The sequence below is a fragment of the Pseudomonas sp. Pseusp21 genome (genome assembly GCF_059492145.1).
Window position 1 is genome coordinate 4,719,913 of record NZ_CP168520.1, and the last position, 17,626, is coordinate 4,737,538.

Consider the following 17,626-nt stretch of genomic DNA (forward strand, 5'->3'; position numbering starts at 1 on the left):
GAATGATCTCTACCTTGCGACGTGGCCTGTTGGTGTTGCTTGCGGCACTGCCGCTGGTGGCTAACGCCGTGGCGGCACAATCGGCGCACGATCTGGTTCAGGACACCACGAACCGGATGCTCGCCGACCTGGCGGCCAATAAAGAGAAGTACAAGCAGGATCCGCAGGATTTCTATACGGCGCTGAACACCATCGTCGGCCCTGTGGTCGATGCCGAAGGTATTTCCAAGAGCATCATGACGGTCAAGTATTCGCGCAAGGCAACCCCGGCGCAGATGAAGACCTTCGAGGAAAACTTCAAGCGCGGTCTGTTCCAGTTCTACGGCAACGCCTTGCTTGAGTACAACAATCAGGGCATTACCGTCGATGCGCCCAAGGATGAATCGGGTGACCGCACCAGTGTCGGCATGACCGTCAAAGGCAACAATGGCGCGATCTACCCTGTGCAGTACACCCTGGAGAAGATCAACGGCGAGTGGAAACTGCGCAATGTGATCATCAACGGCATCAACATCGGCAAGCTGTTCCGTGACCAGTTCGCCGACGCGATGCAACGCAATGGCAACGATCTGGACAAGACCATCAACGGCTGGGCCGGGGAAGTCGCCAAGGCCAAGCAGTCGGCCGAGCAGAACGAGAAGCCTGCCCAATGACCGAGTCGGCCATTCGTCTGGACGAAGCCAGCGAGCTGCAGCTCAGCGGTGTGCTGGATTACCGCACCGGCCCTGACCTGCGCGAGCAGGGCCGGGCGCTGATCAAGTCGTGCACCGCCCCGGCATTGGTGATCGATTGCTCGGCGGTGGAGAAGTCCAGCAGCGTCGGTCTGTCGCTGCTGCTGTGCTTCATTCGCGATGCAAAGGCCGCCGGCAAGGCGGTCAGCATCCGCGGAATGCCTGAAGACATGCGCGAAATTGCTCAGGTCAGCGAACTGACCGAGCTGTTGGCGCAACCCTGAACCCGCATCAATAGAGAAGCCCCCCGTCAGAGTCCTGCGCAGCGGGGTTCGCAGGCGCGGGGCTTTTTTGTATGATGTCCGACCCGTGCGCACAGGGCGCCGATTGAGGTTGAGCATGCAGGCCGTAGAAGTGAAGAGCTTCCTTGAAGGAAAGCTGCCAGGAACGCTGGTGGAAGTTGAAGGCGAAGGCTGCAACTTTCAGCTGAACGTGATTAGTGATGAACTGGCGGCGTTGAGCCCGGTCAAGCGTCAGCAAAGCATCTATGCCCATTTGAACCCTTGGATCGCCGATGGCAGCATCCACGCGGTCACTATGAAATTTTTCAGCAGCGCGGCCTGGGCCGAGCGCACCTGAGCCCTAGGGCGTCGAGATTCTTATGGATAAATTGATTATTACCGGTGGCGCTCGTCTTGATGGCGAGATCCGCATCTCCGGGGCGAAGAACTCCGCCCTGCCGATCCTGGCCGCCACCCTGCTGTGCGATGGCCCGGTTACCGTCGGCAACCTGCCGCACCTGCACGACATCACCACCATGATCGAGCTGTTCGGTCGCATGGGCATCGAGCCTGTGATCGACGAGAAGCTCAGCGTCGAAATCGACCCGCGCACCATCAAGACCCTGATCGCTCCGTACGAACTGGTGAAAACCATGCGTGCGTCGATCCTGGTGCTTGGCCCGATGGTTGCGCGCTTCGGTGAAGCCGAAGTTGCACTGCCTGGCGGTTGCGCCATCGGTTCGCGTCCGGTCGACCTGCACATCCGTGGTCTGGAAGCCATGGGCGCGGTCATCGACGTCGAAGGCGGCTACATCAAGGCCAAGGCGCCTGAGGGCGGCCTGCGCGGCGCGCATTTCTTCTTCGATACCGTCAGTGTGACCGGTACCGAAAACATCATGATGGCTGCCGCTCTGGCCAAGGGCCGCAGCGTGTTGCAGAACGCCGCTCGCGAACCTGAAGTGGTCGACCTGGCGAACTTCCTCAACGCCATGGGCGCCAAGGTATCCGGTGCCGGCACCGACACCATCACCATCGACGGCGTCGAGCGTCTGGGGTCGGCTTTCTACAAGGTCATGCCTGACCGAATCGAAACCGGCACCTACCTGGTGGCCGCTGCGGTTACCGGTGGCCGTGTGAAGGTCAAGGACACCGATCCGACCATCCTCGAAGCCGTTCTGGAAAAACTCCGTGAAGCCGGCGCAGAAATCACCTGTGGTGAAGACTGGATCGAGCTGAACATGCACGGCAAGCGCCCGAAAGCGGTCAACGTGCGCACTGCGCCGTACCCGGCGTTCCCGACCGACATGCAGGCGCAGTTCATTTCGCTCAACGCCATTGCCGAAGGCACCGGTGCCGTGATCGAGACGATTTTCGAAAACCGCTTCATGCACGTGTACGAACTGCACCGCATGGGCGCCAAGATCCAGGTCGAAGGCAACACGGCCATCGTCACCGGCACCGAAATCCTCAAGGGCGCGCCGGTCATGGCTACCGACCTACGGGCTTCGGCAAGCCTCGTGATCTCGGCCCTGATGGCTGAAGGCGATACCCTGATCGACCGCATCTACCACATCGACCGTGGTTACGAGTGCATCGAGGAAAAACTGCAGATGCTGGGCGCCAGGATCCGTCGCGTTCCGGGCTAATCGCTGCATCTGGACACAGGGAAGTGTCCGTTGAATTCGTTTTGATCGGGGGTGGCAACGCCCTCGATGTATGTCCGGCGCCGATTGCGACCGGGCATGAGTACCTTGATAAGGACTGACGTTTCCCATGTTGACCATCGCACTGTCCAAGGGCCGCATCCTTGACGACACCCTGCCGCTTCTCGCCGAAGCGGGCATCGTGCCGACCGAGAATCCGGACAAGAGCCGCAAGCTGATCATCCCCACGACCCAGGAAGACGTTCGCCTGTTGATCGTGCGGGCCACCGACGTGCCGACCTATGTCGAGCATGGCGCGGCCGACCTCGGCGTTGCCGGTAAAGACGTGCTGATGGAATACACCGGTCAGGGCCTGTACGAGCCGCTGGATCTGCAGATTGCCCAGTGCAAGCTGATGACCGCCGGCAAGGTCGGCGCGGCCGAGCCCAAGGGGCGCCTGCGCGTCGCCACCAAATTCGTCAACGTCGCCAAGCGTTACTACGCCGAGCAGGGCCGTCAGGTCGACATCATCAAGCTGTATGGCTCGATGGAGCTGGCGCCACTGATCGGTCTGGCCGACAAGATCATCGACGTGGTCGACACCGGCAACACCCTGCGCGCCAACGGCCTGGAACCCCAGGAACTGATCGCCACGATCAGCTCGCGTCTGGTAGTCAATAAAGCTTCGATGAAAATGCAACACGCCCGAATCCAGGCGTTGATCGACACCCTGCGCAAGGCAGTGGAGTCTCGACACCGCGGCTGATGTACCTGCGCGACGTTAAGTCGCGCCCGTCTATCCGCCTCATAGCCAGAATCTCAGGTGCCCAAGCGGAAACGACTGCTAAGTTAGGGCGCCTGAGTTTTTGCCATTCCTATGAGGCTCTCGCTATGACCGCACCGACTGCAATTCGCCGACTCAACGCTGCTGACCCGGATTTCGCGCATCATCTGGATCATCTGCTGAGCTGGGAAAGTGTGTCTGACGACTCGGTCAATCAGCGAGTGCTGGACATCATCAAGGCTGTGCGCGAGCGCGGTGACGCGGCACTGGTCGAGTTCACCCAGAAATTCGACGGCCTCGAAGTCGCTTCGATGGCGGACCTGATCCTGCCGCGCGAGCGTCTGGAACTGGCCCTGACCCGCATCACCGTGCCGCAACGCGAAGCGCTGGAAAAAGCCGCCGCCCGCGTGCGCAGCTATCACGAAAAACAGAAGCAGGACTCCTGGAGCTACACCGAAGCCGACGGCACCGTGCTGGGTCAGAAGGTCACGCCACTGGATCGCGCCGGTCTGTACGTGCCGGGCGGCAAGGCGTCGTACCCGTCCTCGGTGTTGATGAACGCGATTCCGGCCAAGGTCGCCGGCGTGACCGAAGTGGTCATGGTGGTGCCGACCCCGCGCGGCGAAGTCAACGAGCTGGTGCTGGCGGCGGCATGCATCGCCGGCGTTGATCGGGTGTTCACTATCGGCGGCGCGCAAGCCGTTGCCGCATTGGCCTATGGCACCGAAAGCGTGCCGCAGGTGGACAAGGTCGTCGGTCCGGGCAACATCTATGTTGCCACGGCCAAGCGTCACGTATTCGGTCAGGTCGGTATCGACATGATCGCCGGCCCGTCGGAAATCCTCGTGGTATGCGACGGCCAGACCGACCCGGACTGGATCGCCATGGACCTGTTCTCCCAGGCCGAGCACGACGAAGACGCCCAGGCGATCCTGGTCAGCCCGGACGCCGAGTTCCTCGACAAGGTCGCCGCGAGCATCGACAAGCTGCTGCCGACCATGGATCGCGCAACCATCATCGAAACCTCGATCAACGGCCGTGGTGCCCTGATCCACGTGCGTGACATGACCCAGGCCATCGAAGTCGCCAACCGCATCGCCCCGGAACACCTTGAGCTGTCGGTCGCCGACCCGCAGGCCTGGCTGCCGCAGATCCGCCACGCCGGCGCGATCTTCATGGGCCGCCACACCTCCGAGGCGCTGGGCGACTACTGCGCGGGTCCGAACCACGTGCTGCCGACCTCCGGCACCGCGCGTTTCTCCTCGCCGCTGGGCGTGTATGACTTCCAGAAACGCTCGTCGATCATCTTCTGCTCCGAAGACGGTGCTTCGGAACTTGGCAAGACCGCCTCGATCCTGGCCCGTGGCGAATCGCTGAGCGCCCACGCGCGCAGCGCCGAATACCGCATCAAAGACGAAGTGAAGGGGAACTGAACATGAGTAAATTCTGGAGCCCGTTCGTCAAGGATCTGGTGCCTTACGTGCCTGGCGAGCAGCCGAAGCTGACCCGTCTGGTCAAGCTCAACACCAACGAAAACCCGTACGGCCCGTCGCCCAAAGCCCTGGCGGCGATGCAGACCGAACTCAACGACAACCTGCGCCTGTACCCGGACCCGAACAGCGATCTGCTGAAAAACGCCGTCGCCAAGTACTACGGCGTACAAAGCAATCAGGTGTTCCTCGGCAACGGTTCGGATGAAGTGCTGGCGCACATCTTCCACGGTCTGCTGCAACACGATCAGCCGATCCTGTTCCCGGACATCAGCTACAGCTTCTATCCGGTGTACTGCGGCCTTTACGGCGTCAAGTTCGATTCGGTGCCGCTGGACGCGCAGTTCCAGATCAACCCGGCGGACTACGCCAAGCCGAACGGCGGGATCATCTTCCCTAATCCGAACGCACCAACCGGTTGCCTGCTGGCGCTGGAAGCGGTCGAGCAGATTCTCAAGGCCAACCCGGATTCCGTGGTGGTGGTCGACGAGGCCTATATCGACTTCGGCGGCGAAACCGCGATCAGCCTGGTCGACCGTTATCCGAACCTGCTGGTGACCCAGACCCTGTCCAAGTCCCGTTCGCTGGCGGGCCTACGGGTCGGTCTGGCGGTCGGCCATCCGGACCTGATCGAGGCGCTGGAGCGGATCAAGAACAGCTTCAACTCCTACCCGATCGATCGTATGGCCAACGTCGGCGCGGCGGCGGCGTTCGAGGATCGCGAATACTTCGACAAGACCTGCGCACTGGTTATCGAGAGTCGCGAATGGATGGTTACCCAGTTGCAGGCCAAGGGCTTTGAAGTGCTGCCGTCAGCGGCCAACTTCATCTTCGCCCGGCATCCGCAACACGATGCGGCAGGGCTGGCGGCCAAACTGCGTGAGCAGGGCGTGATCGTGCGTCACTTCAAGCAGGAACGGATTGCCCAGTTCCTGCGGATCTCGATCGGCACGCCGGAGCAGAATCAGGCGTTGATCGACGGTCTGGGCGACCTCTAAATTTTTATAGAAAATGCAGAGGATTCCGTGTTGCAGGGATAAACATGGAATCCTCTTTAAGAATTATATTTTCTTTTTTTTGTCAGTGCTTTGCGGGTACTGATTAGATCTGAAGGGTAGGCGTTGTATCAATCAGATTGATGCAAAGTCTCTTTCTGATTTACTGCGCTAATTCCACTTGATTTCAAATTTTCCTTCGATTTTTTTGCCACTCCCATCGGTAAAATCAAATGATCCGGAGGCCTCCAGGTTGTGGGAGAACTTTACGGTCACTCGTCCTGTTACTGCACTATAACGCTTGCTGCCATAGTCCAAAGTCCAATTGATGTGGGGTTTGTTCTCGAAATCATCCGTGTAGAGGTAGGTGGACTCTGTATTCGGCTTCGCGCTTTGGGCATACCCGATGAAAATAGCTTCTCCGTTGTTTGTTCCTGCTAGATAACCGCCGTTGTTTTCCGAAAATTCATGCCGCTCTACATTGTTGAAATCTATGGGCGAGCCGCCCTCAATTCGCACAGTAAAGTGGCCGACTTGTTTAACCGAAGCCATGATTTTCATTCCTTTGTAAGGAGCTGTTTTTTAAGAGGCGTTTAATAAACTTGTTGCACTGGTGATGCTAGTTTCATGTGATTCGGTTAGCTACTGTCATAAATGATAGGTTTTTAGAACTTTTTGCGATAATTCTGCACTCAATCAGAGGGAGTCGTGCGCCACTTCAAGCAGGAGCGGATTGCCCAGTTCCTGCGGATCTCGATCGGTACGCCGGAGCAGAATCAGGCGTTGATCGATGGGCTTGGCGATTTGTGATTGTTGAATAAGCACAGTGCCCGCCTCGTCGGCGGGGACTGTGCGGATCAGCGGTCATGGCTCTGTTCTTGAACAGACTTATTCGAGACGTTTTTGGGCTTTGAATGTAATTTTTGCAACATCGCCGCTCTCGGAAATCATTTCAATGGTTGCGTCAATACTTCTGTAACCAGTTGAGAATGTTCCGGTGGTCGAGCCGGTTCTAGGATAGTGCAGTTTATTTTCGTACTTTAAAGCCCAGCCAAAATGATGGTCTGTGACGCCGCGTTCGTAAAACTGTTGAAAGTTATATTGTGTTTTGGCAAGCAGGCTAACGACAAAGACATCATTGTCTGTCCCCCCCCCTCGGGTGAGCCGTCAGCCGGTTTTTATGTAATTTGCGGTCATCAAGCCGCTATTGAAGAAAACAATTTTCGACGTAAGCCTTTTACCCTGCCATTCGATGTTGGCCTCTCCGATGTCGAAGCTTGGTTCATCCTTGCTGTCTGGTAGTTTTTTTGAAATCGTACGGTTGTTGAGTTGTCATGGTTCTTCCTTTCAGAAACGAAGTTGATGGGATCAAACTCAACTCTCTGTGGCCGAGTTGCGGAAGCTCAACATTAATAGACAGACGAACCGAGCTCACCTGTCATATCTGACAGGTGAGCTAGATTCATTGGTTTGGAAAGTTATCGCGAACGCAATCAAAGGACATTCAGACACATTGCATGTCTGGGTGAGGGGGCGGCGCGAACGCCCCCGCTTTCATAGCCATTTGGGGCGAGTCTTACTCTTCTTTTTCCTTCATCGGTGCCGGCGGCGGACGCAGGCCGATCTCGGCAGTCAGCTTCAACTCCTTGCCATTGCGCATCACCTGAATCGTGACCTTGTCGGTCGGCTTGATCCGCGCCACCTGGTTCATCGACTTGCGGCCATCACCGGCCGGTTCGCCGTCGATGCTCAGGATCACGTCACCCAGTTGCAGGCCGGCCTTCTGGGCCGGGCCGTCGCGGAAAATCCCCGCCACGACGATTCCCGGACGCCCGGACAGGCCAAACGACTCGGCCAGTTCCTGAGTCAGCGGTTGTACTTCGATGCCGAGCCAGCCGCGAATCACCTGGCCGTGCTCGATGATCGATTTCATCACTTCCATCGCCAGTTTCACCGGGATCGCAAAACCGATGCCCTGGGAGCCGCCGGACTTGGAGAAAATCGCGGTGTTGATGCCGGTGAGGTTGCCGTTGGCGTCGACCAGTGCGCCGCCGGAGTTGCCCGGGTTGATCGCCGCGTCGGTCTGGATGAAGTCTTCGTAGTTGTTCAGGCCCAGCTGATTACGGCCGGTGGCGCTGATGATGCCCATGGTCACGGTCTGGCCGACGCCGAACGGGTTGCCGATGGCCAGTGCGACGTCGCCGATGCGGATGTTGTCGGAGCGGCCGACGGTGATCGACGGCAGGGTTTTCAGGTCGATCTTCAGGACTGCGAGGTCGGTTTCCGGATCGCTGCCGATCACTCGGGCCAGGGTTTCGCGACCGTCCTTGAGCGCCACGACGATCTGGTCGGCGCCGCTGGTGACGTGGTTGTTGGTCAGGATGTAGCCTTCCGGGCTCATGATTACGCCGGAGCCGAGGCTCGATTCCATGCGCTTCTGCTTCGGTGAATTGTCACCGAAGAAACGGCGGAACTGCGGATCCTCGAACAGCGGATGGCTCGGCTTGTTGATGACTTTGGTGGTGTAGAGATTCACCACCGACGGCGCGGCGATGCTCACCGCGTCGGCATAGGACACCGGCCCCTGCTGCACGCTGGTAGTCTGCGGGGCCTGTTGCAGGTTGACGTCGAGGCTCGGAAGCCCGACCCACTGCGGGTAACGCTGAATAATCAACAGAGCGATAAGCACGCCGGCCAACAGCGGCCAGCCGAAAAAACGCAGCGCCTTGAGCATTAAGCACGTCCTGGAAAAGTTGCAGGCGGGGTCAGACCGCCCATAATGTCGCGCATTATACGAGGCCGCGCGTGCCTCTGAACGGGATATTTAGGAGTCTTTCATGGCCGTCGCCCTGAGCACCCTGGTCGAAGAAGCCGACCGTTACCTCGGCAGTGCGAAAATTGCCGATTATTGCCCCAACGGGCTGCAGGTCGAGGGCCGTCCGCAGGTGATGCGCATTGTCAGCGGCGTCACCGCCAGCCAGGCGTTGCTCGATGCCGCCGTCGAAGCCGAAGCCGATCTGGTGCTGGTGCATCACGGTTATTTCTGGAAGGGCGAGAACCCGTGCATCACCGGCATGAAGCAGCGCCGTCTGAAGACGCTGCTCAAGCACGACATCAGCCTGCTCGGTTATCACCTGCCGCTGGATCTGCACCCGGACGTCGGCAATAACGTGCAACTGGCCCGTCAGCTGGACATCACCGTCGAAGGGCCGCTGGATCCGGACAACCTGAAGATCGTCGGTCTGGTCGGTTCACTGAGCGAGCCGATGACTCCGCGTGACTTCGCTCGCAAAGTGCAGGAAGTCATGGGCCGTGAGCCGCTGCTGGTCGAAGGCAGTGCGATGATCCGCCGTGTTGGCTGGTGCACCGGCGGCGGTCAGGGCTACATCGACAACGCCATCGCTGCCGGCGTCGATCTGTTCCTCAGCGGCGAAGCCTCCGAGCAGACGTTCCACAGCGCCCGGGAAAACGACATCAGCTTCATCGCCGCCGGCCACCACGCCACCGAACGCTATGGCGTGCAGGCGCTGGGCGATTATCTGGCGAAACGTTTTGCGCTGGAGCACATCTTTATCGATTGCCCGAATCCGATCTGAGCGCCCGAACAGGCAGGCATATTCATATACCCTTTCGATCTAGTTGGCGTCCTGATTAGAAGGGGTCGCTGTGCTAGGATTCCCCGCTCGAACACGGCCCGCTGGCCGTTCATAAGAAAGCTTTCGTGAGTAGCCATGGTCGACAAACTGACGCATCTGAAACAGCTGGAGGCGGAAAGCATCCACATCATCCGCGAGGTGGCCGCCGAGTTCGACAACCCGGTGATGCTGTACTCCATCGGTAAAGACTCCGCCGTGATGCTGCATCTGGCACGCAAGGCGTTCTTCCCGGGCAAACTGCCGTTTCCGGTGATGCACGTCGACACCCGCTGGAAATTCCAGGAAATGTACAAGTTCCGCGACAAGATGGTCGAAGAGCTTGGTCTGGACCTCATCACTCACATCAACCCCGATGGCGTGGCGCAGAACATCAACCCGTTCACCCACGGCAGCGCCAAGCACACCGACATCATGAAGACCGAGGGCCTGAAGCAGGCACTCGACAAGCATGGTTTCGACGCCGCTTTCGGCGGTGCCCGTCGCGATGAAGAGAAGTCCCGCGCCAAGGAGCGCGTCTACTCGTTCCGTGACAGCAAACACCGCTGGGACCCGAAGAACCAGCGTCCCGAGCTGTGGAACGTCTACAACGGCAAGGTCAACAAGGGCGAATCCATTCGTGTATTCCCGCTGTCGAACTGGACCGAGCTGGACATCTGGCAGTACATCTACCTCGAAGGCATCCCGATCGTACCGCTGTACTTTGCCGCCGAACGCGAAGTGATCGAAAAGAACGGCACGCTGATCATGATCGACGACGAGCGCATCCTCGAGCACCTGTCCGATGAGGACAAGGCGCGCATCGTCAAAAAGAAAGTGCGTTTCCGTACCCTTGGCTGCTACCCGTTGACGGGCGCGGTGGAGTCCGAGGCCGAAAGCCTGACGGACATCATTCAGGAAATGCTCCTGACGCGAACTTCCGAGCGCCAGGGCCGGGTCATCGACCACGATGGCGCAGGCTCGATGGAAGACAAGAAACGTCAGGGGTACTTTTAAGCTTCGAGTTACAAGCCGCAAGCTGCAAGTTAAAGGCGGTATGCGTAACTTTGCAGTTTGGTGCTTGCAGACGGTTGCTGTGAGCCGGAATCGGATGGCTCGTAATGGATTTCGAGAAGCTGGTTGTTTGGCAGCGAAGCAAGTGTCTGGCAGTGGGGATCTACAGAGAGTTCGCACGATGTGGGGATTTTGGATTCAAGGACCAAATCACCCGCTCAGCACTTTCAGTGCCTTCCAATATCGCCGAGGGCATGGAGCGTCGTAGTACCAGAGAAAAAATTCATTTTCTTTGGGTTGCGAAAGGCTCTTGTGGGGAGTTGCGAACCCAGGTCCTTATTGCTCGAGACATTGCATATATCGCAGACCCGCTGGCTGAAAACTGGATTATGGAAACTCGCGAGCTTTCTCGAATGCTGGGCGGGTTGATTAACAAAATTTCTGACTAGCTGTACGCCGACAAGCTTGCCGCTTGAAGCTTACAGCTCGGAGCTTGAATGCAATGAGCCACGCATCTGATTTGATCAGCGAGGACATCCTCGCCTACCTGGGCCAGCACGAACGTAAAGAGCTGCTGCGCTTTTTGACCTGCGGTAACGTCGATGACGGCAAGAGCACCCTGATCGGGCGCCTGCTGCACGACTCGAAGATGATCTACGAAGATCACCTCGAAGCCATCACCCGCGACTCGAAGAAAGTCGGCACCACCGGTGACGACATCGACCTGGCATTGCTGGTCGACGGCCTGCAGGCCGAGCGCGAGCAGGGCATCACCATCGATGTCGCCTACCGCTATTTCTCCACCGCCAAGCGCAAATTCATCATCGCCGACACCCCCGGCCATGAGCAGTACACCCGCAACATGGCCACCGGTGCGTCCACCTGTGACCTGGCGATCATCCTGGTCGACGCCCGTTACGGCGTGCAGACCCAGACCCGCCGCCACAGCTTTATCGCATCCCTGCTGGGCATCAAGCACATCGTTGTTGCCATCAACAAGATGGACCTCAAGGGCTTCGATCAGGGCGTGTTCGAGTCGATCAAGGCCGACTACCTGAAGTTCGCCGAAGGCTTGAAGATGAAGCCGACCAGCATGCACTTCGTGCCGATGTCCGCTCTGAAGGGCGACAACGTGGTGAACAAGTCCGAGCGCTCGCCGTGGTACACCGGCCAGTCGCTGATGGAAATCCTCGAGACCGTGGAAGTGGCGGGCGACCGCAACTTCACCGATCTGCGTTTCCCGGTGCAGTACGTCAACCGTCCGAACCTGAACTTCCGCGGTTTCGCCGGCACCCTGGCCAGCGGCATCGTCAAGAAGGGCGACGAAGTCGTGGTGCTGCCGTCGGGCAAGAGCAGCCGCGTGAAATCCATCGTCACTTTCGAAGGTGAACTGGAACACGCCGGCCCTGGCCAGGCCGTGACGCTGACCATGGAAGACGAGATCGATATCTCCCGTGGCGACCTGCTGGTACACGCCGACAACGTTCCGCCAGTGACCGACAGCTTCGAAGCGATGCTGGTATGGATGGCTGAAGAGCCGATGCTGCCGGGCAAGAAATACGACATCAAGCGCGCCACCAGTTACGTGCCGGGCTCCATCGCCAGCATCGTCAACAAGGTCGACGTCAACACCCTCGAAGAGGGCCCGGCGAGCGCGTTGCAGCTCAACGAAATCGGCAAGGTGAAGATCGCGCTCGACGCGCCGATCGCCCTCGACGGTTACGACAGCAACCGCACCACCGGCGCGTTCATCGTCATCGACCGTTTGACCAACGGCACCGTCGGCGCCGGCATGATCGTCGCCCAGCCGGTGACCCACGGTACGGCTACGCATCACGGCAAACTGGCCCATGTAGCGACCGAAGAACGTGCTCAGCGTTTCGGTCAGCAACCGGCCACTGTGTTGTTCAGCGGCTTGTCGGGCGCTGGCAAGAGCACCTTGGCGTACGCGGTCGAGCGCAAGCTGTTCGATCTGGGTCGTGCGGTGTTTGTGCTGGATGGTCAGAATCTGCGTCATGACCTCAACAAAGGTCTGCCGCAGGATCGCGCCGGTCGCACCGAGAACTGGCGTCGTGCCGCGCATGTGGCGCGTCAGTTCAACGAAGCGGGTCTGCTGACGCTTGCGGCGTTCGTCGCGCCGAGCGCCGAAGGCCGTGAACAGGCGAAGGATCTGATTGGCAAGGAGCGTCTGCTGACGGTCTATGTCCAGGCCTCGCCGACTGTTTGCGCCGAGCGTGATCCGCAAGGTCTGTATGCTGCGGGTGGCGACAACATTCCGGGCGAATCCTTCCCGTATGATGTGCCGCTGGATGCTGATCTGGTGATCGACACCCAGTCGCTGTCGCTGGATGAAAGCGTCAAGCAGGTGCTGGATCTGCTGCGCAAGCGTGGCGCGATTTAAGCGTTCGCTGCAAAAAGAAAACCCGCAGACAAGTGATTGTCTGCGGGTTTTTTATAGATCGTTCCCACGCTCTGCGTGGGAATGCCTCATTGGACGCTCCGCGTCCGCTTCGACAGGGACGCAGAGCGTGGGAACGATCAGTGCCTCAAGGTGCGAACGATCGATTAGCGGCGATCCGGATATTCGCGGTGCATCTGTTCGAGCAACGCATCCTTGTCTTGCCAAAGCTGGTTGATCCAGCCCTGGAATTGCAGGCGGTATTCGCCGTCCTGGTCGTAGTTTTTGCCGATGAACTGCGGTGGGATTTTCAGTTCTTCGAAGTGCACCACTACGTCTCGGACGTTGCCGCACAACAGATCCCAGAAGCCAGGGCGTCCGCCCGGGTAGTGGATGGTGACGTTGACGATCGATTCCAGCTGTTCGCCCATCGCATCCAGCACGAATGCGATGCCGCCGGCCTTGGGCTTGAGCAGGTATTTGAACGGTGATTGCTGCTGCGCATGCTTGCCTTCGGTAAAGCGTGTGCCCTCGACGAAGTTGAAGATGCCTACCGGATTGTCGCGGAATTTCGCGCAGGTCTTGCGGGTGGTTTCGAGGTCTTTGCCTTTCTTTTCCGGGTGTTTTTCCAGATAGGCTTTTGAATAGCGCTTCATGAACGGGAAGCCCAGTGTCCACCACGCCAGGCCGATGACCGGGACCCAGATCAGTTCCTGCTTGAGAAAGAACTTCAACGGCTGGATGCGTCGGTTGAGCACGTATTGCAGCACCAGGATGTCGACCCAGCTCTGGTGGTTGCTGGTGATCAGGTACGAGTGCTGGTAGTCCAGACCTTGCAGACCGCTGAGGTGCCAGCGGGTGCGGCGCACCAGGTTCATCCAGCCTTTGTTGTTGCTGATCCAGGCTTCGTGGGTGTGGCTCATCAGCCAGCGTGAGGCGCGGCGTGCGAGGTCGAACGGCAGCACTTTGATCAGTGCCACGAGAAACAGGAACGAGCACAGCAGAATCGTGTTCAGCGCCAGCAGCAGCGCGGCGATTACGCCGCGCAGGGTGGCAGGGAGAAAAGCCAGCATCGGGTCAGATATCCAGAGGTCGGTTGGCAGCCTGAATCGCGGTCAGGGCGATGGTGTAGACGATGTCATCGACCTGCGCGCCGCGCGGCAGATCGTTCACCGGTTTGCGCAGGCCTTGCAGCATCGGGCCGAGGCTCACGCAATCGGCGCTGCGCTGCACGGCTTTGTGGGTGGTGTTGCCGGTGTTCAGGTCGGGGAACACGAACACCGTGGCGCGACCGGCCACCTGGCTGTTCGGCGCCAGTTGCCGGGCCACGGTTTCGTTGGCGGCGGCGTCGTACTGCAACGGCCCGTCGATCAGCAGCGAGTGCTGTTGTTCGTGGGCGAGCAGGGTGGCTTCGCGGACTTTCTCGACTTCTTCGCCGGTGGCGGATTCGCCGCTGGAGTAGCTGATCATCGCCACGCGCGGGGTGATGCCGAAGGCGGCGGCCGAGTCGGCGCTTTGCAGGGCGATCTCCGCCAGTTCGCTGGCGCTCGGGTGCGGGTTCATCACGCAGTCGCCGTAGACCAGTACTTCTTCGGGAAACAGCATGAAGAACACCGACGACACCAGCGTGCAGCCCGGCGCCGTCTTGATCAACTGCAAGGCCGGGCGGATGGTGTTGGCGGTGGTGTTGATGACGCCGGAAACCAGCCCGTCGACTTCATCCAGCGCCAGCATCATGGTGCCGATCACCACGGTGTCTTCCAATTGCTGCTCGGCCATCGGCGCGTTGAGGCTTTTGCTCTTGCGCAGGGCGACCATCGGTTCGACGTAGCGCTCACGGATCAGGTCCGGATCGAGAATTTCCAGCCCCGGCGGCAACACGATGCCCTGGGCCCGGGCGACGGCTTCGACGTCCGCCGGTTTGGCCAGCAGCACGCAACGGGCAATCCCGCGCTCCTGACAGATCGCCGCCGCCTGCACGGTGAACGGCTCGCTGCCTTCGGGCAGGACGATGCGTTTGTTGGCGGCCTGCGCGCGTTGAATCAATTGATAGCGGAACACCGCCGGCGACAGGCGCATTTCCCGTGGCGTGCCACAGCGCTGGTGCAGCCAGTTGGCATCGAGGTGACTGGCGACGAAGTCGGTAATGATCTCCGCACGTTCGCGGTCATCGACGGGGATTTCCTTGTTCAGGCCGTTGAGCAGGTTGGCGGTGTCGTAGGAGCCGGTGCTCACCGACAGCACCGGCAAGCCAGCCTGCAACGCGCCACGGCACAGGTCCATGATGCGCGGATCGGGCAGGGTGTCGCTGGTCAGCAGCAGGCCGGCCAGCGGTACGCCGTTGATGGCCGCGAGGCTGACGGCGAGGATGATGTCGTCGCGATCGCCGGGGGTCACCACCAGCACGCCGGGCTTGAGCAGATCCACGGTGTTGCGCATGGTGCGCGCGCAAATGATGGTCTTGGTCATGCGCCGGGTTTCGTAGTCGCCGGCGTTGAGCACCTGGGCGCCCATCAGGTCGGCGACGTCGCGGGTGCGCGGGGCGTTGAGTTCAGGCTGGAACGGAATGCAGCCGAGCAGACGGAAATCCCCCGTGCGCAGCAATGGCGAATGCTCTTTCAGACGCGCGGCGAAGGCGTCCATGCTTTCGTCGGTCTTGACCTTGTTGAGGATCACGCCGAGGACTTTCGGGTCTTTCGGCCCACCGAACAACTGCGCCTGCAACTCGACGCGGCCGGACAGCTCGGTCAGCACTTCGTTTTCCGGGGCCGAGACCAGAATCACCTCGGCATCCAGGCTCTTGGCCAGGTGCAGGTTGACCCGCGCGGCGTAGCTGGCGCTGCGGGTCGGCACCATGCCTTCGACGACCAGCACGTCTTTGCCGATGGCGGCCTGCTGGTAGAGGGTGATGATTTCTTCGAGCAACTCGTCGAGCTGGCCGTCGCCGAGCATCCGCTCGACGTGGGCCAGGCCCAGTGGCTGCGGCGGTTTCAGGCCGTGGGTGCGGGCCACCAGCTCGGTGGAGCGCTCAGGGCCGGTGTCGCCCGGATGCGGCTGGGCGATCGGTTTGAAGAAGCCGACTTTCAGCCCGGCCCGTTCCAGCGTACGCACCAGCCCGAGGCTGATGGAGGTCAGACCCACACCAAAGTCGGTGGGCGCGATAAAAAAAGTTTGCATGCGGATTCTCTAAGGGTGCATGGCAATGGCGATCGTCTCTGTGTGCCGATCTGCCGCAATTCAGTCGCCAAGGTTATCGCTAACCGAGCCTTGTGCGCACCAACCGCAAGCAAAGGGTTGGCCTATTTTTTCAATACGTTGCGCGGCGTCCAGCACCCACGCCCGGGACTGCCAGGGCGGGAGGTGGCGCAGGTGCTGGGTGTGGCCGCAGGAGAGCTCGGCGACCCAGTGGCCGTCCTCATCCTGATGGAATCCGCTGACCGTCACGGGCGCCAATCCGTCCCGTCTGTCCGGGTTCTGTTCGCTTTCGGGCAAATCCTTGTTTAGACTTGTCCGTTCTTCATTCTTATGCAAAAGGTCTCGCCCCATGCTGATCGCCGCCAATAAGGCTGTCTCCATCGACTATACCCTGACCAACGACGCTGGTGAGGTCATCGACAGCTCCGCCGGCGGCGCTCCGCTGGTCTACCTGCATGGCGCAGGCAACATCATCCCGGGCCTGGAAAAAGCCCTGGAAGGTAAAGAAGTCGGCAACGAGCTGGACGTTTCCGTCGAGCCGGAAGATGCCTACGGCGAATACGCCGCCGAACTGGTCAGCACCCTGAGCCGCAGCATGTTCGAAGGCGTTGACGAGCTGGAAGTCGGCATGCAGTTCCACGCTTCGGCGCCGGACGGCCAGATGCAGATCGTCACCATTCGTGACCTGGACGGCGACGACGTCACTGTCGACGGCAACCACCCGCTGGCCGGTCAGCGCCTGAACTTCAAAGTGAAGGTCGTTGCCATCCGTGATGCCAGCCAGGAAGAAATCGCTCATGGTCACGTCCATGGCGAAGGTGGCCATCACCACTGATTTTCTGCGCTAAGCTTTCGAGTACTGGAGAGGCGCCCGAGGGCGCCTTTTTAGTCCGCGGCTGTCCTTGGTGGTCTCGCCAAGTGGCTGTTTCGAGTAGAAAACGGGAATCTGGAGTTCGTCATGAGTGCTTTTCACGACCTTAAGTTGACAGCCCTGGATGGCCAGGAGCTACCGCTGGCACCCTTCAAGGGCCAAGTCGTGCTGGTGGTCAACGTCGCCTCCAAATGCGGCTTGACCCCACAGTACGCGGCACTGGAAAACCTTTATCAGCAATACAAAGGCAAAGGCTTCAGTGTGCTGGGCCTGCCGTGCAACCAGTTTGCCGGCCAGGAACCGGGCAGTGAGCAGGAGATCCAGGAATTCTGCAGCCTCAACTATGGCGTGAGTTTTCCATTGTCGAAAAAGCTCGAAGTCAACGGTCACGACCGCCATCAGCTGTACCGTCTGCTGGCGGGCGAGGGCGCGGAGTTTCCCGGTGACATCACCTGGAATTTCGAGAAATTCCTGCTCGGCAAGGACGGTCGGGTGCTGGCGCGATTCTCGCCGCGCACGGCGCCGGATGATCCTTCGGTGATCACGGCGATTGAAAAAGCCCTGAGCTGAAGCACAAAAATCGCAGCCATCGAGCTGCGATTTTTTTCGCCTGCCTTTTGACCCTTAATCATTCAGATCAATAGTGCTATCG

At 59.6% G+C, this 17,626-nt stretch carries 18 protein-coding genes and 1 pseudogene; 14 read left to right on the top strand and 5 right to left on the bottom strand.

All coding sequences use genetic code 11. The annotated features are described in order from the left end of the window. Positions 1-2: 2 nt before the first annotated feature. The 7 genes from ACEN93_RS21315 (at position 3) to hisC (ending at position 5,867) form a co-directional block, all read left to right on the top strand. Positions 3-653 (top strand): MlaC/ttg2D family ABC transporter substrate-binding protein, encoded by a 651-nt coding sequence (locus ACEN93_RS21315; protein WP_039769300.1) that lies wholly within the window; start codon positions 3-5, stop codon positions 651-653. After that, entirely contained in the window at positions 650-955 is a 306-nt protein-coding gene (locus tag ACEN93_RS21320) for an STAS domain-containing protein (RefSeq protein WP_039769302.1), read from the top strand. The genes ACEN93_RS21315 and ACEN93_RS21320 overlap by 4 nt, the downstream gene beginning before the upstream one ends. 115 nt (positions 956-1,070) lie before the next feature. Then, positions 1,071-1,310, top strand: a complete 240-nt coding sequence (locus ACEN93_RS21325) for a BolA family protein (RefSeq protein WP_039769303.1) — start codon at positions 1,071-1,073, stop codon at positions 1,308-1,310. A gap of 22 nt (positions 1,311-1,332) precedes the next feature. Then, entirely contained in the window at positions 1,333-2,598 is a 1,266-nt protein-coding gene (murA, locus tag ACEN93_RS21330) for a UDP-N-acetylglucosamine 1-carboxyvinyltransferase (RefSeq protein ID WP_074691804.1), read from the top strand. A 127-nt stretch (positions 2,599-2,725) separates the two neighbouring features. Continuing rightward, positions 2,726-3,361, top strand: a complete 636-nt coding sequence (gene hisG / locus ACEN93_RS21335) for an ATP phosphoribosyltransferase (RefSeq protein ID WP_039769308.1) — start codon at positions 2,726-2,728, stop codon at positions 3,359-3,361. Between the two features lie 125 nt (positions 3,362-3,486). Beyond that, positions 3,487-4,812 (top strand): histidinol dehydrogenase, encoded by a 1,326-nt coding sequence (hisD, locus tag ACEN93_RS21340; protein WP_039769310.1) that lies wholly within the window; start codon positions 3,487-3,489, stop codon positions 4,810-4,812. Between the two features lie 2 nt (positions 4,813-4,814). Then, positions 4,815-5,867, top strand: coding sequence for a histidinol-phosphate transaminase (gene hisC / locus ACEN93_RS21345; protein WP_495610470.1), 1,053 nt, complete (start codon positions 4,815-4,817; stop codon positions 5,865-5,867). A gap of 168 nt (positions 5,868-6,035) precedes the next feature. Here the strand turns inward: hisC and ACEN93_RS21350 are convergent, their stop codons facing one another. Then, a complete protein-coding gene (locus ACEN93_RS21350; RefSeq protein WP_103385664.1) occupies positions 6,036-6,416 on the bottom strand; it encodes a hypothetical protein in 381 nt (126 codons plus the stop codon). A 153-nt stretch (positions 6,417-6,569) separates the two neighbouring features. Between ACEN93_RS21350 and ACEN93_RS21355 the strand changes: the two are divergent. Then, positions 6,570-6,674, top strand: a pseudogene (locus ACEN93_RS21355) (hypothetical protein); the annotation flags it as partial. Between the two features lie 766 nt (positions 6,675-7,440). On the opposite strand, the gene algW reads toward ACEN93_RS21355, so the two are convergent. Further along, the gene (gene algW, locus ACEN93_RS21360) at positions 7,441-8,598 is read right to left on the bottom strand and encodes a Do family serine endopeptidase AlgW (RefSeq protein ID WP_039769316.1); all 1,158 of its coding nucleotides are present in this window, start codon (positions 8,596-8,598) and stop codon (positions 7,441-7,443) included. 103 nt (positions 8,599-8,701) lie between these two features. Between algW and ACEN93_RS21365 the strand changes: the two genes are divergently transcribed. The 4 genes from ACEN93_RS21365 to cysN all read left to right on the top strand — a co-directional run bounded on the left by ACEN93_RS21365 (position 8,702) and on the right by cysN (position 12,911). Next, complete coding sequence (locus ACEN93_RS21365) at positions 8,702-9,460, top strand: Nif3-like dinuclear metal center hexameric protein (protein WP_011332485.1); 759 nt, start codon at positions 8,702-8,704, stop codon at positions 9,458-9,460. Between the two features lie 135 nt (positions 9,461-9,595). Then, entirely contained in the window at positions 9,596-10,513 is a 918-nt protein-coding gene (gene cysD, locus ACEN93_RS21370; RefSeq protein WP_007912374.1) for a sulfate adenylyltransferase subunit CysD, read from the top strand. Positions 10,514-10,617: 104 nt separating this feature from the next. Further along, the gene (locus ACEN93_RS21375; RefSeq protein ID WP_039769318.1) at positions 10,618-10,959 is read left to right on the top strand and encodes a four helix bundle protein; all 342 of its coding nucleotides are present in this window, start codon (positions 10,618-10,620) and stop codon (positions 10,957-10,959) included. A gap of 53 nt (positions 10,960-11,012) precedes the next feature. Further along, a complete protein-coding gene (gene cysN / locus ACEN93_RS21380) occupies positions 11,013-12,911 on the top strand; it encodes a sulfate adenylyltransferase subunit CysN (RefSeq protein ID WP_085666894.1) in 1,899 nt (632 codons plus the stop codon). Between the two features lie 164 nt (positions 12,912-13,075). Here the strand turns inward: cysN and yihG are convergent, their stop codons facing one another. Genes yihG through ACEN93_RS21395 form a run of 3 tightly spaced genes read right to left on the bottom strand, consistent with a single transcriptional unit; the run spans position 13,076 to position 16,484 of the window. Further along, positions 13,076-13,981, bottom strand: a complete 906-nt coding sequence (yihG, locus tag ACEN93_RS21385; RefSeq protein WP_414882209.1) for a 1-acylglycerol-3-phosphate O-acyltransferase, YihG family — start codon at positions 13,979-13,981, stop codon at positions 13,076-13,078. Positions 13,982-13,985: 4 nt separating this feature from the next. Beyond that, the gene (pta, locus tag ACEN93_RS21390) at positions 13,986-16,085 is read right to left on the bottom strand and encodes a phosphate acetyltransferase (RefSeq protein ID WP_039769324.1); all 2,100 of its coding nucleotides are present in this window, start codon (positions 16,083-16,085) and stop codon (positions 13,986-13,988) included. A gap of 60 nt (positions 16,086-16,145) precedes the next feature. Then, the gene (locus ACEN93_RS21395) at positions 16,146-16,484 is read right to left on the bottom strand and encodes a DUF3565 domain-containing protein (RefSeq protein WP_039769326.1); all 339 of its coding nucleotides are present in this window, start codon (positions 16,482-16,484) and stop codon (positions 16,146-16,148) included. Here ACEN93_RS21395 and ACEN93_RS21400 point away from each other — a divergent pair. Beyond that, positions 16,453-16,938 carry an FKBP-type peptidyl-prolyl cis-trans isomerase gene (locus ACEN93_RS21400; protein ID WP_007959084.1) on the top strand — a complete coding sequence of 162 codons (486 nt, stop codon included), beginning with the start codon at positions 16,453-16,455 and terminating at the stop codon, positions 16,936-16,938. The genes ACEN93_RS21395 and ACEN93_RS21400 overlap by 32 nt on opposite strands. A gap of 123 nt (positions 16,939-17,061) precedes the next feature. Continuing rightward, positions 17,062-17,544 (top strand): glutathione peroxidase, encoded by a 483-nt coding sequence (locus ACEN93_RS21405; protein WP_007959082.1) that lies wholly within the window; start codon positions 17,062-17,064, stop codon positions 17,542-17,544. The last annotated feature ends 82 nt before the right edge of the window (positions 17,545-17,626 follow it).

Excerpts from the sequence above, each read along its gene's own strand:
- hisC (WP_495610470.1), top strand. The coding sequence starts at position 4,815 with ATGAGTAAATTCTGGAGCCCGTTCGTCAAGGATCTGGTGCCTTACGTG.
- ACEN93_RS21350 (WP_103385664.1), bottom strand. The coding sequence starts at position 6,416 with ATGGCTTCGGTTAAACAAGTCGGCCACTTTACTGTGCGAATTGAGGGC.
- cysD (WP_007912374.1), top strand. The coding sequence starts at position 9,596 with ATGGTCGACAAACTGACGCATCTGAAACAGCTGGAGGCGGAAAGCATC.
- ACEN93_RS21365 (WP_011332485.1), top strand. The coding sequence starts at position 8,702 with ATGGCCGTCGCCCTGAGCACCCTGGTCGAAGAAGCCGACCGTTACCTC.
- ACEN93_RS21395 (WP_039769326.1), bottom strand. The coding sequence starts at position 16,484 with ATGGAGACAGCCTTATTGGCGGCGATCAGCATGGGGCGAGACCTTTTG.
- murA (WP_074691804.1), top strand. The coding sequence starts at position 1,333 with ATGGATAAATTGATTATTACCGGTGGCGCTCGTCTTGATGGCGAGATC.
- ACEN93_RS21375 (WP_039769318.1), top strand. The coding sequence starts at position 10,618 with ATGGATTTCGAGAAGCTGGTTGTTTGGCAGCGAAGCAAGTGTCTGGCA.
- ACEN93_RS21320 (WP_039769302.1), top strand. The coding sequence starts at position 650 with ATGACCGAGTCGGCCATTCGTCTGGACGAAGCCAGCGAGCTGCAGCTC.
- ACEN93_RS21315 (WP_039769300.1), top strand. The coding sequence starts at position 3 with ATGATCTCTACCTTGCGACGTGGCCTGTTGGTGTTGCTTGCGGCACTG.
- ACEN93_RS21400 (WP_007959084.1), top strand. The coding sequence starts at position 16,453 with ATGCTGATCGCCGCCAATAAGGCTGTCTCCATCGACTATACCCTGACC.
- ACEN93_RS21405 (WP_007959082.1), top strand. The coding sequence starts at position 17,062 with ATGAGTGCTTTTCACGACCTTAAGTTGACAGCCCTGGATGGCCAGGAG.
- pta (WP_039769324.1), bottom strand. The coding sequence starts at position 16,085 with ATGCAAACTTTTTTTATCGCGCCCACCGACTTTGGTGTGGGTCTGACC.
- cysN (WP_085666894.1), top strand. The coding sequence starts at position 11,013 with ATGAGCCACGCATCTGATTTGATCAGCGAGGACATCCTCGCCTACCTG.
- ACEN93_RS21325 (WP_039769303.1), top strand. The coding sequence starts at position 1,071 with ATGCAGGCCGTAGAAGTGAAGAGCTTCCTTGAAGGAAAGCTGCCAGGA.
- hisD (WP_039769310.1), top strand. The coding sequence starts at position 3,487 with ATGACCGCACCGACTGCAATTCGCCGACTCAACGCTGCTGACCCGGAT.
- yihG (WP_414882209.1), bottom strand. The coding sequence starts at position 13,981 with ATGCTGGCTTTTCTCCCTGCCACCCTGCGCGGCGTAATCGCCGCGCTG.
- hisG (WP_039769308.1), top strand. The coding sequence starts at position 2,726 with ATGTTGACCATCGCACTGTCCAAGGGCCGCATCCTTGACGACACCCTG.
- algW (WP_039769316.1), bottom strand. The coding sequence starts at position 8,598 with ATGCTCAAGGCGCTGCGTTTTTTCGGCTGGCCGCTGTTGGCCGGCGTG.